General features: G+C 62.3%; 14 protein-coding genes. 11 read left to right on the top strand and 3 right to left on the bottom strand.

Annotated features, from left to right (window positions below):
- The first annotated feature begins 15 nt into the window (after positions 1-15).
- The 3 genes from thiE (at position 16) to HU749_RS26085 (ending at position 2,728) form a co-directional block, all read left to right on the top strand.
- The gene (thiE, locus tag HU749_RS26075) at positions 16-642 is read left to right on the top strand and encodes a thiamine phosphate synthase (RefSeq protein ID WP_186651591.1); all 627 of its coding nucleotides are present in this window, start codon (positions 16-18) and stop codon (positions 640-642) included.
- Between the two features lie 29 nt (positions 643-671).
- A complete protein-coding gene (gene hemL / locus HU749_RS26080; RefSeq protein ID WP_014340358.1) occupies positions 672-1,955 on the top strand; it encodes a glutamate-1-semialdehyde 2,1-aminomutase in 1,284 nt (427 codons plus the stop codon).
- Between the two features lie 218 nt (positions 1,956-2,173).
- The gene (locus HU749_RS26085) at positions 2,174-2,728 is read left to right on the top strand and encodes a tetratricopeptide repeat protein (RefSeq protein WP_014340359.1); all 555 of its coding nucleotides are present in this window, start codon (positions 2,174-2,176) and stop codon (positions 2,726-2,728) included.
- A gap of 140 nt (positions 2,729-2,868) precedes the next feature.
- Here HU749_RS26085 and HU749_RS26090 read toward each other — a convergent pair whose 3' ends face one another.
- Complete coding sequence (locus HU749_RS26090) at positions 2,869-3,198, bottom strand: DUF1820 family protein (RefSeq protein WP_003185742.1); 330 nt, start codon at positions 3,196-3,198, stop codon at positions 2,869-2,871.
- Positions 3,199-3,331: 133 nt separating this feature from the next.
- On the opposite strand from HU749_RS26090, the gene miaB reads away from it, so the two are divergent.
- From miaB to lnt, 5 genes are all read left to right on the top strand, one after another.
- Positions 3,332-4,660 carry a tRNA (N6-isopentenyl adenosine(37)-C2)-methylthiotransferase MiaB gene (gene miaB, locus HU749_RS26095; RefSeq protein ID WP_003205865.1) on the top strand — a complete coding sequence of 443 codons (1,329 nt, stop codon included), beginning with the start codon at positions 3,332-3,334 and terminating at the stop codon, positions 4,658-4,660.
- Between the two features lie 238 nt (positions 4,661-4,898).
- Positions 4,899-5,909 (top strand): PhoH family protein, encoded by a 1,011-nt coding sequence (locus tag HU749_RS26100; protein ID WP_079302723.1) that lies wholly within the window; start codon positions 4,899-4,901, stop codon positions 5,907-5,909.
- Positions 5,902-6,360 carry an rRNA maturation RNase YbeY gene (gene ybeY, locus HU749_RS26105; protein ID WP_046065210.1) on the top strand — a complete coding sequence of 153 codons (459 nt, stop codon included), beginning with the start codon at positions 5,902-5,904 and terminating at the stop codon, positions 6,358-6,360. The genes HU749_RS26100 and ybeY overlap by 8 nt, the downstream gene beginning before the upstream one ends.
- 40 nt (positions 6,361-6,400) lie before the next feature.
- Positions 6,401-7,240: a CorC family transporter gene (locus tag HU749_RS26110; RefSeq protein WP_003205870.1), complete on the top strand. Its 840-nt coding sequence runs from the start codon at positions 6,401-6,403 to the stop codon at positions 7,238-7,240.
- Between the two features lie 27 nt (positions 7,241-7,267).
- The gene (lnt, locus tag HU749_RS26115) at positions 7,268-8,791 is read left to right on the top strand and encodes an apolipoprotein N-acyltransferase (RefSeq protein WP_014340363.1); all 1,524 of its coding nucleotides are present in this window, start codon (positions 7,268-7,270) and stop codon (positions 8,789-8,791) included.
- A 142-nt stretch (positions 8,792-8,933) separates the two neighbouring features.
- Here lnt and HU749_RS26120 read toward each other — a convergent pair whose 3' ends face one another.
- Positions 8,934-9,695, bottom strand: a complete 762-nt coding sequence (locus HU749_RS26120; RefSeq protein ID WP_095963304.1) for a YdcF family protein — start codon at positions 9,693-9,695, stop codon at positions 8,934-8,936.
- Positions 9,696-9,798: 103 nt separating this feature from the next.
- Positions 9,799-10,119 carry a hypothetical protein gene (locus HU749_RS26125; protein WP_014340365.1) on the bottom strand — a complete coding sequence of 107 codons (321 nt, stop codon included), beginning with the start codon at positions 10,117-10,119 and terminating at the stop codon, positions 9,799-9,801.
- 292 nt (positions 10,120-10,411) lie between these two features.
- On the opposite strand from HU749_RS26125, the gene leuS reads away from it, so the two are divergent.
- The 3 genes from leuS to holA all read left to right on the top strand — a co-directional run bounded on the left by leuS (position 10,412) and on the right by holA (position 14,791).
- Complete coding sequence (gene leuS, locus HU749_RS26130; protein ID WP_079302727.1) at positions 10,412-13,018, top strand: leucine--tRNA ligase; 2,607 nt, start codon at positions 10,412-10,414, stop codon at positions 13,016-13,018.
- 90 nt (positions 13,019-13,108) lie between these two features.
- The gene (locus HU749_RS26135; protein ID WP_079302728.1) at positions 13,109-13,714 is read left to right on the top strand and encodes an LPS-assembly lipoprotein LptE; all 606 of its coding nucleotides are present in this window, start codon (positions 13,109-13,111) and stop codon (positions 13,712-13,714) included.
- 39 nt (positions 13,715-13,753) lie between these two features.
- The gene (holA, locus tag HU749_RS26140; RefSeq protein ID WP_186651594.1) at positions 13,754-14,791 is read left to right on the top strand and encodes a DNA polymerase III subunit delta; all 1,038 of its coding nucleotides are present in this window, start codon (positions 13,754-13,756) and stop codon (positions 14,789-14,791) included.
- Positions 14,792-14,922: the final 131 nt, after the last annotated feature.

The raw sequence follows: 14,922 nt of genomic DNA on the forward strand, positions 1-14,922 counted from the left end.
CTGGAGGCCTGTGGAATGAAATTACGTGGCCTTTACGCCATCACCGATAGCCAATTGCTGGCCGGCAAGTTCCTCGCTTATGTCGAAGCGGCGCTGGAAGGTGGCGTCACCCTGCTGCAATACCGCGACAAAAGCAGCGACGAGGCCCGCCGCCTGCGGGAAGCCGAAGCCCTGCGCAACCTGTGCGAGCGCTACAAGACCCAGCTGATCATCAACGACGACGCCGAACTGGCCGCACGTCTGGGCGTTGGTGTGCACCTGGGCCAGACCGATGGCCCGTTGGCGCCAGTGAGGGCACTGCTCGGGCACAAGGCGATCGTCGGCGCCACCTGCCACGCCAGCCTGGCGCTGGCCGAACAAGCCGCCAGCGAAGGTGCCACTTATGTCGCGTTCGGGCGTTTCTTCAATTCCAACACCAAGCCCGGCGCCCCCAGTGCAAACCTTGAACTGCTCGAACAGGCGCACCTCAAACTGCATATCCCGGTGTGCGCCATTGGCGGCATCACCCTGGACAACGCCGCCCCGCTGATGGCCCATGGGGTCGACCTGCTGGCGGTGGTCCACGGCTTGTTCGGCGCCGACAGCACCAATGAAGTGACGCGCCGCGCCCGCGCCTTCAATGAGCTGCTGCAGATCAAATAGTCCATTTTTCCGTCTTCGAGAGCCCAACCATGTCCCGTTCCGAAACCCTGTTTGCCAATGCCCAGAAACACATCCCCGGCGGCGTGAACTCGCCTGTTCGTGCGTTCAAGAGCGTTGGCGGAACCCCGCTGTTCTTCAAGCACGCCGAAGGCGCGTACGTCACCGATGAAGACGACAAGCGCTATGTGGATTACGTCGGCTCCTGGGGCCCGATGATCCTCGGCCACAGCCATCCGGACGTGCTGGATGCGGTGCGCAAGCAACTGGTACACGGCCTGTCCTACGGCGCTCCGACCGCGATGGAAACCGAGATGGCAGACCTGGTCTGCTCGATCGTGCCGTCGATGGAGATGGTGCGCATGGTCAGCTCCGGCACCGAAGCGACCATGAGCGCGATTCGCCTGGCGCGGGGTTTTACCGGCCGCGACAGCATCATCAAGTTCGAAGGCTGCTACCACGGCCATTCCGACAGCCTGCTGGTCAAGGCCGGTTCCGGCGCACTGACCCAGGGCGTGCCGAGCTCGGCCGGCGTACCGGCAGCGTTCGCCAAACACACCCTGACCCTGCCGTTCAACGACCTCGAAGCCGTCGAGAAGATGCTCGGCGAAGTCGGCCAGGAAGTGGCGTGCATCATCGTCGAGCCGGTGGCCGGCAACATGAACTGCGTACCACCGGCACCGGGTTTCCTCGAAGGCCTGCGCAGCCTGTGCGACCAGCACGGCGTGGTGTTGATTTTCGACGAAGTGATGACCGGTTTTCGCGTGGCCCTCGGTGGCGCCCAGGCCCATTACGGCGTCACGCCGGACCTGAGCACCTTCGGCAAGATCATCGGCGGCGGCATGCCGGTGGGCTGCTTCGGCGGCAAGCGCAAGATCATGGAATGCATCGCGCCGCTGGGCCCGGTCTACCAGGCCGGCACGCTGTCGGGCAACCCACTGGCCATGGCCGCCGGCCTGACCACCCTGCGCCTGATCAGCCGCCCGGGCTTTCACGCCGAACTGACCGACTACACCACCCGCCTGCTCGACGGCCTGCAGGTTCGTGCCGACGCGGCTGGCATCCCTTTCGTGACCACCCAGGCCGGCGGCATGTTCGGCCTGTATTTCAGTGGTGCCGATGACATCGTCACCTTCGAAGACGTGATGGCCAGCGACGCCGACCGCTTCAAGCGCTTCTTCCACCTGATGCTCGACGGCGGCGTGTACCTGGCGCCGAGCGCATTCGAAGCCGGCTTCACGTCCATCGCCCATGGCGAGACCGAGCTGAAGATCACCCTCGATGCGGCCGAACGGGCCTTTGCTGCGCTGAAGTAAGCCTGTGGATAACTGACGCCGGCTGAAGCTGGCGTCAGTGATTGCCGACAACCTACCCGCCCTTTTCCTACGTATTTATGCCCGAAGCAGCTATTAGCATTCCCTCGCAGCAGAAAAACGAGTAAAGACTTTGTAAGGATGGCCCTGCTTATTTCATAATGCGCGCTTATTGGATCCCCCGGAGGGTCCGCGCGCCCCTCAGAGGTAAGTCGATTCCCATGAACCGCACCGGCCGCACCCTTGCCTTGGGCTGCCTGTTGCTCCTTCAGCCCCTGCTGGCGAATGCACAGGCAGGCGGCAACTCGTTGTTGATCCCGGCGCTGGGCCGTTGCACGCTCAACACCCAGCCACAAGATCTCGCACCGGCACTCGACGCCTGTCAAAAAGCGGCGGACGCAGGTGATGCACAAGCGCAATACGAGTTGGGCGAGTTCTACTACGAAGGCAAGGCTGCGCCGCGCGACCTCAAGCTGGCCCTCAACTACTTCGAAAAAGCCTCTCTGCAAGGCCATGCCCAGGCGCAATTCAAGCTCGGTGGCATGTTCTTCCATGGCGAAGGCGTACCAGCCAACAACGTCCAGGCCTACATCGTCCTGAAGATGGCCGCGGTCAATGGCGCCGAAGAAGCCCTGGACACCGCCGATGAAGTCGCCGAGCAAATGCCCCGTGACGAGCTGGAAGTGGCGACCCAGGTGCTGGGCCAGATATTTCGCAAATACCTGATGGAATTGCAGAACGCCGATGGGCGTACGCCCTTCTCACCGTTGCCTTGATTATTGCGCAGGCTTTAATGGCCTCATCGCGAGCAAGCTCGCTCCCACACTGGATCGCTGGTGTACACAAATCTTGTGTTCACAGAGAACCCACTGTGGGAGCGAGCTTGCTCGCGATTGGGGCAACTCGGTCCTGAGCCTTACTTCTCAGGCATCGGCATCGGAAACGGCATCACATTGCCGACCGCGCCGCGGGCTTCGCTGATTTTCGGGGTGCCCAGGCGTTCGACTTCGTCGATGCGCACGATCGAATGCATCGGCACGAAGCTGCGCACCACGCCTTCGAACTGCGCCTTGAGCTTTTCCTCGCTCGGGTCGACGACCACTTGCGTGCGCTCGCCAAAGACGAATTCTTCCACTTCCAGGAAACCCCACAGATCACTTTGATAGATCTGCTTGGCGTACATTTCGAACACCTGGCCCTGGTTGAGGAAAATCACCTTGTAGATTGGAGCTTCACGTTTGGTCATGGCTGGCGAAACACATCGGCGGGTAAAAATGAGGGCGCGAACTATAGCATAGCCACTGCTCGCACAGCGGTGGGAACCCAAGGACTTGTTCTCTATAATGCGCGGTTCTTTGAATCACGTGATGATCCCGTCCATGGCCAAGAAGCTTTACATCGAAACCCACGGTTGCCAGATGAACGAGTACGACAGCTCGCGCATGGTCGATCTGCTGGGTGAACACCAGGCCCTGGAAGTCACCGCCCGCGCTGAAGACGCGGACGTGATCCTGCTCAACACCTGCTCGATTCGCGAACGCGCCCAGGACCGGGTGTATTCCCAGCTCGGCCGCTGGCGCGAACTGAAGCTGGCCAACCCGGAGATGGTCATCGCCGTGGGCGGTTGCGTGGCCAGCCAGGAAGGCGCGGCCATTCGTGATCGCGCGCCCTACGTGGACGTGGTCTTCGGCCCGCAGACCTTGCACCGCCTGCCAGAGATGATCGATGCCGCGCGCAGCACCAAGCTGCCGCAAGTGGACGTCTCGTTCCCGGAAATCGAAAAATTCGACCACCTGCCCGAACCGCGCATCGACGGCCCAAGTGCCTACGTGTCGGTGATGGAAGGTTGCAGCAAGTACTGCACGTTCTGCGTGGTCCCTTACACCCGCGGCGAAGAAGTCAGCCGACCGTTCGACGACGTGATCGCCGAAATCATCCACCTGGCGGAACACGGCGTGCGCGAAGTGACCCTGCTGGGGCAGAACGTCAACGGCTATCGTGGCCTGACCCATGACGGGCGCCTGGCGGACCTCGCCGAACTGATCCGCGTCGTGGCGGCAGTCGATGGCATCGACCGCATCCGCTACACCACGTCTCATCCGCTGGAGTTCTCCGACAGCCTGATCCAGGCCCACGCCGAAGTCCCCGAACTGGTCAAGCACCTGCACCTGCCGGTGCAATCGGGCTCCGACCGGATCCTTGCGGCCATGAAACGCAACCACACGGCGCTGGAATACAAATCCAAGCTGCGCAAGTTGCGTGCGGCAGTGCCGGGGATCTGTATCAGTTCGGACTTTATCGTCGGTTTCCCAGGCGAAACCGAGAAAGACTTCCAGCAGACCATGAAGCTGATCGAAGACGTGGGCTTCGACTTCTCCTATTCCTTCGTCTATAGCCAGCGTCCTGGCACCCCAGCGGCTGATCTCGCGGACGACACCCCCGAAGAACTGAAAAAAGAACGGCTCAACGCCTTGCAACATCGTCTCAACCAGCAAGGTTTCGAGATCAGCCGACAAATGGTCGGCTCCGTCCAGCGGATTCTGGTGACCGATTACTCGAAAAAGGACCCGGGCGAGTTGCAAGGGCGGACCGAAAACAACCGCATCGTCAACTTCCGCTGCGACACCCCGGCCCTGATCGGCCAGTTCGCCGACGTGCACATCGACGCCGCGCAACCGCACTCCCTGCGCGGTTCGCTGATCCAGTAACCTGCTCAAAAACCCTATTGTCTGTGCAAGCAAGACCTGTGGGAGCAAGGCTTGCCCGCGATAGAAGCACCGCAATCTCACTGAAGACCGCGGCGCCTTGATCGCAGGCAAGCCTTGCTCCCACAGTGGGTGTGCCAAGCCCTGTGATCAGATTCGCCTGTTTAAGAGCTTTCGCACCCAGCCTACTGGCGTTATCCTTGATTTCACCTTAATTGCCCCCGGGCGGCTAAAAACGACCTTGAACGCACCCATCGAACCACATCGCTTTATTCTCGAGCCCTTTGAGGCTCGCCGCTTCGCCAATCTGTGCGGGCAATTCGACGAGCACCTGCGCTTGATCGAACAGCGCCTGGCCATCGAGATCCGCAACCGCGGAAACCAGTTCGAACTGATCGGCGAACCCAAGCACACCACCTCCGCGGAAAACCTGCTGCGCCGTCTCTACCGGGAAACCAAGGGGAGCGAGCTGTCGCCGGATACGGTCCACCTGTTCCTGCAGGAGTCGGCTGTCGAAGAACTCGACAACCCCGCCCCGTCGGAACCTGCCGTGGCCCTGCGCACGAAAAAAGGCATGATTCGCCCTCGCGGCTTGAATCAGCAGCGCTACGTGAAGGAAATCCTGGGCAACGACATCAACTTCGGCATCGGCCCGGCCGGTACCGGCAAGACCTACCTGGCCGTGGCCTGCGCCGTCGATGCGCTGGAACGTGAACAGGTACGGCGCATCCTGCTGGTGCGACCGGCGGTCGAAGCGGGTGAAAAACTCGGCTTCCTGCCCGGCGACCTGGCCCAGAAGATCGACCCGTACCTGCGCCCGCTCTATGACGCGCTGTATGAAATGCTCGGCTTCGAATACGTCGCCAAGCTGATCGAGCGCCAGGTCATCGAGGTCGCGCCGCTGGCCTACATGCGTGGTCGGACCCTGAACAACAGCTTCATCATCCTCGACGAAAGCCAGAACACCACGGTCGAGCAGATGAAAATGTTCCTGACCCGGATCGGCTTCGGCTCCACCGCCGTCATCACCGGGGACATCACCCAGGTCGACTTGCCCAAGGGCACCAAGTCCGGGCTGAACCATGTGATCCAGGTCCTCAAGGACGTGCCGGGCATCAGCTTCACGCACTTCATGCCCAAGGACGTCGTGCGCCATCCGTTGGTGCAGCGCATTGTCGAAGCCTACGAGCGTTTCGAGAATCGCGCCGATGAAGACGCGGCCGAAAGCAAAGGCCATCGCCACAATGCTTGAACTCGACCTACAAGTGGCCTGCGAACACGCCGCCCCCAGCGAAGCCCAGTTCCGTCAATGGTGCGAACTGGCCCTGCGCCAGCGCAGCGCCGACTCGGAGCTGACGATCCGCCTGGTGGACGAACCCGAAGGCCGTGAACTGAACCACACCTGGCGGCAGAAAGACTACGCCACCAACGTGCTGTCGTTCCCTGCCGATGTTCCCGACGAACTGCTCGACATCCCGTTGCTGGGCGACCTGGTGATCTGCGTCCCGGTGGTGGAGCGTGAAGCGGCGGAACAAGACAAGCTCCCCGAGGCCCACTGGGCCCATCTGGTGATTCACGGCTGCTTGCATCTACTGGGTTACGACCATATAGAAGATGACGAAGCCGAAGAAATGGAAGCCCTGGAACGAACGTTGCTTGCAGAGCTGGGTCATCCCGACCCCTACGCCGGCGACGAACACTGATACATCAACCTGTAACGACAAAGGATTCAGAGTAATCGCTATGAGCGAAGATCGATCGAGCAACGGGCAGAAGTCATGGCTGGGCAAGCTCACCCAGGCTTTTGCCCATGAGCCGAAGAACCGCCAGGAGCTCCTGGAGCTGCTGCGCGATGCACACCAGAACAAACTGCTGGACAGCGAAGCGCTGGCCATCGTCGAAGGCGCCATCCAGGTCGCTGACCTGCAAGTCCGGGACATCATGGTCCCGCGCTCGCAGATGGTCAGCATCAAGGCGACCCAGACCCCTCGCGAATTTTTGCCCGCCGTGGTCGACTCCGCTCACTCGCGCTATCCGGTCGTCGGCGAGAGCCATGACGACGTCATGGGCGTGCTGCTGGCCAAGGACCTGCTGCCGCTGATCCTTCAGGAAAACGGCGACAGCTTCAACATCAAGGACCTCTTGCGCCCGGCCACCTTCGTGCCCGAGTCCAAGCGCCTGAACGTGCTGCTGCGTGAGTTCCGCGCCAACCACAACCACATGGCCATCGTCATCGACGAATACGGCGGCGTGGCCGGCCTGGTCACCATCGAAGACGTGCTCGAGCAGATCGTCGGCGACATCGAGGACGAGCACGACGTCGAGGAAGACAGCTACATCAAGCCCCTGCCCAGCGGCGATTTCCTGATCAAGGCCCTGACGCCGATCGAGAACTTCAACGAGTTCTTCGACAGCCAATTCTCCGACGATGAATTCGACACCGTTGGCGGCCTGGTGATGAGTGCTTTCGGGCACCTGCCCAAGCGCAACGAAACCACGGAAATCGGCTCCTGGCGCTTCCGCATCCTGAATGCCGACAGCCGTCGGATTCACTTGCTGCGCCTGTCCCCCATTGGCCGATAACCCCTGCGAGACCCGCTAAGGACAAAAATGCGCTGGATAACCCGCCCCGGCTGGCCCGGTAACCTGCTGGCCATGGCGGCCGGCGCGATCACCACCCTGGCCCTGGCGCCGTTCGACCTCTGGCCGCTGGCATTGCTGGCGGTCGGCTTGTTCTATGCCGGGCTGCGCGAACTCTCGCCGCGCCAGGCCCTGGGCCGTGGTTGGTGTTTCGGTTTTGGCCTGTTTGGCGCCGGTACCAGCTGGATCTACGTCAGCATCCATAACTTCGGCGGTGCCTCGGTGCTGCTCGCCGGGTTGTTGATGCTGCTGTTCATCGCCGCCATCGCCTGGTTCTTCGCCCTGCCCGCCTGGCTGTGGGCGCGCTGGTTGCGCCGCAACGAGGCGCCGCTGGCCGATGCCCTGGCGTTCGCCGCGCTGTGGTTGGGCCAGGAAGCGTTTCGCGGCTGGTTCCTCACCGGTTTCCCGTGGCTGTATTCCGGCTACAGCCAACTCGACGGCCCGCTGTCCGGCCTCGCGCCGCTGGGCGGGATGTGGCTGATCTCCTTCACCCTGGCCCTGACCGCCGCACTGCTGTACAACGCGCCCCGCTTGATCCGCACCGGACGCAAAGGCTTCATTGCGGCGGGCGTGGTGCTGTTGATCGGCCCGTGGGTGGCCGGCCTGGCACTCAAGGGCCACGCTTGGACCAGCCCTTCGGGCGACCCGCTGAGCGTTGCGGCGATCCAGGGCAACATCGAACAAAGCATGAAGTGGGACCCCGATCAGCTCAACGCGCAGTTGGCGCTGTACCGCGACATGAGCTTTGCGTCCAAGCGCGTCGACCTGCTGATCTGGCCGGAAACCGCGGTGCCGGTACTCAAGGAGTCTGCCCAAGGCTACCTGGACATGATGGGCAGCTTCGCCGCCGAGCGGCAGTCGGCGCTGATCACTGGCGTGCCGATTCGCCAACTGGTGCGCCAAGAGAAGCGTTACTACAACGGCATCACCGTGACCGGCGAAGGTGACGGCACTTACTTGAAGCAAAAACTCGTGCCGTTCGGCGAGTACGTACCGCTGCAGGACATCCTGCGCGGCCTGATCGCCTTCTTCGACCTGCCCATGTCGGACTTCGCCCGGGGTCCGGCCGACCAGCCGCTGCTGCAAGCCAAGGGTTACCAGATCGCGCCGTTCATCTGCTATGAAGTGGTCTACCCGGAATTTGCCGCCAGCCTGTCAGCGCGCAGCGACCTGTTGCTGACCATCAGCAACGACACTTGGTTCGGCACCTCGATCGGCCCGCTGCAACACCTGCAAATGGCCCAGATGCGCGCCCTGGAAGCCGGCCGCTGGATGATCCGCGCCACCAACAACGGCGTGACCGGCCTGATCAACCCCTTCGGCCAGATCACCGCACAGATCCCGCAATTCGAGCGCGGCATTCTGTACGGCGAAGTGGTGCCGATGCACGACCTGACGCCGTACCTGCAATGGCGCTCGTGGCCGCTGATCATCTTGTGCGTGTTGCTGCTGGGCTGGGCGCTGATGGCGGGACGGATGGCCAGGACGGTTTAACTCGTTCCCCCCATGTGAATGAAAAACCCTGTGGCGAGGGAGCTTGCTCCCGCTGGCCTGCGCAGCAGGCCCTTTTTTTGGGGCCGCTTCGCGACCCAGCGGGAGCAAGCTCCCTCGCCACAATAGCGTTCATTTCAATTATTCAGCGATAAAACAACCAATAACCCACCAGCCCCACCGCCTCGTTCATCAGTTGCCCCGACTGCCAGATCGCCTTGAACTCCGGCATCCAGCCGCCCAGTGGCCGGGCGTTGTCCTGGCCCAGGAAGCCGACAGGCGCCGGCACCACTTCAAACCCCGCGCGCTCGAAACTCCAGACCGACCGTTGCATGTGCCAGGCCTGGGTCACCACTACGACCCGCTTGATGCCTTCCGGCAGCAGGATTTCGGCGCTCATCTGAGCGTTTTCCCAGGTGGTGCGGCTACGCCCCTCCTGCCAACGCACAGTGACATCGAAATCTTCCAGCATCGAGTCGGCCATCAGCTTGGCCTCGCTGGGCGGGGTGCCGTAATGCAAGCCGCCGGTTGTCAACACAGGCAAGCCTGAAGCCTTGGCCAGTCGCGCTGCATAACGCTGGCGCTCCAGGCCGACACCGGTGGGCTGGTCCGAGCCCCAGGCCGGGTCACCGCGCTCACGACCGGAACCCAGTACCACGATGGCGTCGGCACGCTGGGCCAGGGTCGCCCATTCGCTACGAAGCAGCGGCGGCTCACGTTCCAATGCCTTGGCGCTCCACTGCACCGCCACCGGCAGGCTCATCAGCCAGAAACCGCCCAAGCCCACGGCGAAACACAGCCGGGCCAGGCGCGGCCGAGAATGGCGCCACCACCAGGCGAGCGCCAACAGCAGCAAAAGAATGCCGGGCGGCAATAGAAGTTGTTTGATGAAATAGCGAAACGGCATCGGGCATCTCCATAGATGCCCGAAGCCTAAGTGGGTTGACGCAAAGCGACAACAGATTCGAAAGAGCCTTGAACCAAAAAAAGCGATACGCGTGAATCCGGCTTTACTTGAACTGCAGCGACCGGACCTTTACAGCATCCTTATCAGGCGTCCGGTCCTTGAGCCACACAACCTTGGCCGAACGGGGCGCATCGAGACGCTTGAGTACCTGGGCCCCACTGGTGGGGGGTTGATGTCCGGCCTGTTCAAGGTAAGCCTTGACCAGTTCGAACTCCGCGGGGCTCAAGCCTCGCAGTTCCAGCTCTGCCGGGCGTTCATCACGCAAGCGACCGGCGGTTCTTGCAGCGTCCAGGGCCACCCCGAGACGATCGATCAGTTTTTCGTACAACTCAGGTGTAGCGACTTTTCGTTGTGATTCAACCATCCCTCACCTCATTGAAGATAAGACTCACTCCCCATTGAGAAGCTTAGCTTCGCTGGGCAAACCGGCAGGGCGCCGCGACCAACGGCCCTGAACACCGGTCATCGCCGATGCTCGGCAACAGTTCGGCAGCAATCAGGGTTTCCCTCGGCAGAGCGCGGTCATGTATGCTACGGCGCTTCCTGTAACTCCACTTCCAGCTTGGCTGGGCATCGAAAACGCCGCATTCGGCGTCGTCTGCGTCCAGCATGGCAACGAAGAGGATTGGGCCACCCCATTCAGTACAAAAGTAGCCATGCACGAACACTACCAGCCCCGTGAAATCGAAGCCGCCGCCCAGTCGTTCTGGGACGAGCAAAAGTCCTTTGAAGTTAGCGAACAGCCAGGCAAGGAGACTTTCTACTGCCTGTCGATGTTCCCTTACCCCAGCGGCAAGCTACACATGGGGCACGTGCGCAACTACACCATCGGCGACGTGATCTCCCGCTACCAGCGCATGCAAGGCAAGAACGTCCTGCAACCCATGGGTTGGGACGCCTTCGGCATGCCGGCGGAAAACGCCGCGATGAAGAACAACGTGGCCCCCGCCAAGTGGACCTACGAAAACATCGCCTACATGAAGACCCAGCTGCGCAGCCTGGGCCTGGCGGTGGACTGGTCCCGCGAGGTCACCACCTGCAAGCCCGACTACTACCGCTGGGAACAATGGCTGTTCACCCGCCTGTTCGAAAAAGGCGTGATCTACCGCAAGAACGGCACCGTGAACTGGGACCCGGTGGACCAGACCGTACTGGCCAACGAGCAAGTGATCGACGGTCGCGGCTGGCGCTCCGGCGCGCTGATCGAAAAGCGCGAGATCCCGATGTACTACTTCAAGATCACCGCCTACGCGGATGAACTCCTGGAGAGTCTCGACGAGTTGACCGGCTGGCCCGAGCAGGTCAAGACCATGCAGCGCAACTGGATCGGCAAGTCCCGGGGCATGGAAGTGCAGTTCCCGTACGACGTCGCCTCCATTGGCGAAGCCGGCACCCTGAAAGTCTTCACCACCCGCCCGGACACGCTGATGGGCGCCACCTATGTCGCCGTGGCCGCCGAGCACCCGCTGGCCACCCTGGCGGCACAGAACAACCCTGAGCTGCAGGCGTTCATCGCCGAATGCAAGGGCGGTAGCGTCGCCGAAGCCGATGTCGCCACCCAAGAGAAGAAAGGCCTGGCGACTTCGTTGTTCGTCGAGCACCCGCTCACCGGCGAGAAACTGCCGGTATGGGTCGCCAACTACGTGCTGATGCACTACGGCGACGGCGCGGTCATGGCCGTGCCGGCCCACGACGAGCGCGATTTCGAATTCGCCCACAAGTACAACCTGCCGGTCAAAGCCGTGGTGCGTACCAGCGCTGGCGACCAGACCCCGGAACCTTGGCAGGACGCCTATGGCGAACATGGCGAGCTGATCAACTCCGGTGAGTTCAACGGCCTGGATTTCCCTGGCGCGTTCGATGCCATCGAAGTCGCCCTGATCAAGAAGAACCTCGGTGCCTCGCGCACCCAGTTCCGCCTGCGGGACTGGGGCATCAGCCGCCAGCGCTACTGGGGCTGCCCGATCCCGATCGTGCATTGCGATACCTGCGGTGACGTACCGGTGCCGGAAGATCAACTGCCCGTGGTCCTGCCGGAAGACGTCGTACCCGATGGCGCCGGTTCGCCCCTGGCGCGCATGCCCGAGTTCTACGAGTGCAGCTGCCCGAAATGCGGCGCACCGGCCAAGCGTGAAACCGACACCATGGACACCTTCGTCGAGTCCTCCTGGTACTACGCGCGCTACGCCTCGCCGCACTACCAAGGCGGCCTGGTGGAAAAATCCGCGGCCGACCACTGGCTGCCCGTGGACCAGTACATCGGTGGCATCGAACACGCCATTCTTCACCTGCTCTATGCGCGCTTCTTCCACAAGCTGATGCGTGACGAAGGCCTGGTGAGCTCCAACGAGCCGTTCAAGAACCTGCTGACCCAAGGCATGGTGATCGCCGAGACTTACTATCGTCGCGAAGCCAACGGTGCCTACACCTGGTTCAACCCGAGCGACGTCGAACTCGAACGCGACAGCAAAGCCAAGGTCATCAGCGCCAAGCTGATCGCCGACGGCCTGCCGGTGGAAATCGGCGGCACCGAGAAAATGGCCAAGTCGAAGAACAACGGCGTCGACCCTCAGTCGATGATCGACCAGTTCGGCGCAGACACCTGCCGCCTGTTCATGATGTTCGCCTCGCCACCTGACATGAGCGCAGAGTGGTCCGATTCGGGCGTCGAAGGCTCGCACCGTTTCCTCAAGCGCGTCTGGCGCCTGGCGCAAGCCCACGTCAGCCAGGGCCTGCCGGGCAAACTGAGCGTCGCCAGCCTGAACGACGAGCAGAAAGCCATTCGTCGCTCGATCCACCTGGCCATCAAGCAGGCCAGCCATGACGTCGGCCAGAACCACAAATTCAATACCGCCATCGCCCAGGTGATGACGCTGATGAACGTGCTGGAAAAAGCCGCGCAAGGCACCGAACAGGATCGCGCACTGGTTCACGAAGGCCTGGAAGCCGTGACGCTGTTGCTGGCGCCAATCACGCCGCACATCAGCCACGAGCTGTGGAAGCAATTGGGTCACGCCGACCCGGTGATTGACGCTCGCTGGCCGGTGGTGGACGAAACCGCGCTGGTGCAGGACAGCCTGACCCTGGTCATCCAGGTCAACGGCAAGCTGCGCGGCCAGATCGAAATGCCGGCCGCCGCCACGCGCGAAGAAGTCGAAGCCGCTGCGCGGGCCAATGAAAACGTGCTGCGCTTCGTCGATGGCCTGACGATTCGCAAAGTGATCGTCGTGCCCGGCAAGCTGGTCAACATCGTCGCAAGCTAATTGGATCGGGCGCAAGGCTTGAGCCTGGCGCCGAATACAACCTGCGGGGTCGCATGGTCGACCCCCATAAGGTTCAAGGGGAGCAACAAGATGATCAAACGTAATCTGCTGGTAGTGGGCCTGGCGGTCCTGTTGAGCGCCTGCGGCTTCCAACTGCGCGGCACCGGCACCACCGAGCTGGCCATCACGGAACTGGACCTCAGCGCACGGGACGCCTTTGGCGACACCGTCAAGATGCTGCGCGACAACCTGGAAAACAGCGGTGTGAAAGTCTATACCGGCGCCCCGTACAAGCTGGTATTGACCCGTGAACAGCAAAACCAGCGCAGCTTGAGCTATGCCGGTGCCGGTCGTTCCGCCGAGTACGAACTCAACAACGTACTGAGCTATGAGATCCGTGGCCAGAACAACCTGGTACTGCTGGATGACAAGCTGCAGGTGCAAAAGGTCTACCTGCACGATGGCAACAACATCACCGGCTCCGACCAGGAGTCGAGCGAAGTGCGCGACGAAATGCGTCGTGACCTCGTACAGCGCATGATGCTGCGCCTGCAACAGCTGAGCCCGGCCCAGCTGGATCAGCTGCAACAGACCGCCGACGCCAAGGCCAAAGCCGAAGCCGAAGCGCTGGAAGCGGCACGCAAGGCTGAAGCGGAAACCCCGCAGCAGTCGCCAATGCAGATCCCGGCTGAATAAGCCTTGCGGGGCGCTTCGGCGCCCCGCACGCCCTCTCCTATGAAACTGGCCCCCGCTCAACTCGGCAAACACCTGCAAGGCGCCCTCGCGCCGGTCTACATCATCAGTGGCGATGACCCGCTGTTGTGCCAGGAAGCCGCCGACGCCATCCGCTCTGCTGCACGCCAGCAGGGCTTCGACGAGCGCCAGGTATTCGCCGCCGACGCCAGTTTCGACTGGGGCACGCTGCTGCAGGCCGGGGCGAGCATGTCGTTGTTCGCCGAAAAACGCCTGCTGGAGCTGCGCTTGCCGTCGGGCAAACCCGGTGACAAGGGCGCCGCTGCGTTGATCGAATATTGCTCACGGCCCGCCGAGGACACCGTGCTGCTCATCAGCTTGCCGAAACTCGATGGCAGCGCGCAAAAGACCAAATGGGGCAAGGCCCTGGTCGAAGGCCAGCAGACCCAGTTCGTGCAGATCTGGCCGGTGGATGTCAGCCAGTTGCCCAGCTGGATCCGCCAGCGCCTGTCCCAGGCCGGTCTCTCGGCCAGCCAGGACGCCGTGGAGCTGATTGCCGCCCGGGTCGAAGGCAACCTGTTGGCCGCCGCCCAGGAAATCGAAAAGCTCAAACTAATGGCCGAAGGCGGGCAGATCACCGTGGAAACGGTGCAGGCTGCCGTGGCCGACAGCGCGCGCTTCGATGTCTTCGGGCTGACCGATGCGATCCTCAACGGTGAGGCCGCCCATGCGCTGCGCATGCTCGAAGGCCTGCGGGGCGAAGGCGTCGAGCCGCCGGTGATCCTCTGGGCCCTGGCCCGGGAATTGCGCCTGCTGGCCAACCTGTCCCTGCAATATAGCCAGGGCGTACCGCTGGACAAAGCCTTCGGCCAGGCCCGTCCACCCGTCTGGGACAAGCGCAAACCGCTGATGAGCAAGGCCCTGCAACGCTATTCCGCATCGCGCTGGGCGCAATTGCTGCTCGAGGCCCAGCGCATCGATGCGCAGATCAAGGGCCAGGCCGCTGGCTCGCCATGGATGAGCCTCAGTCGCTTGTCGCTGTTGATGGCTGGGCAGCGGTTGACGTTGCCTGCCGAATAAGCAATTTCTTCCGCCCGCAGAGCTTTTTGTGGCGAGGGAGCTTGCTCCCGCTGGGGCGCGTAGCGGCCCTGTTTTTTGGGGGGCTGCTGCGCAGCCCAGCGGGAGCAAGCTCCCTCGCCACAAAAGCGCTT

This window comes from Pseudomonas ogarae, from assembly GCF_014268695.2.
Lineage (GTDB): Bacteria > Pseudomonadota > Gammaproteobacteria > Pseudomonadales > Pseudomonadaceae > Aquipseudomonas > Aquipseudomonas kilonensis.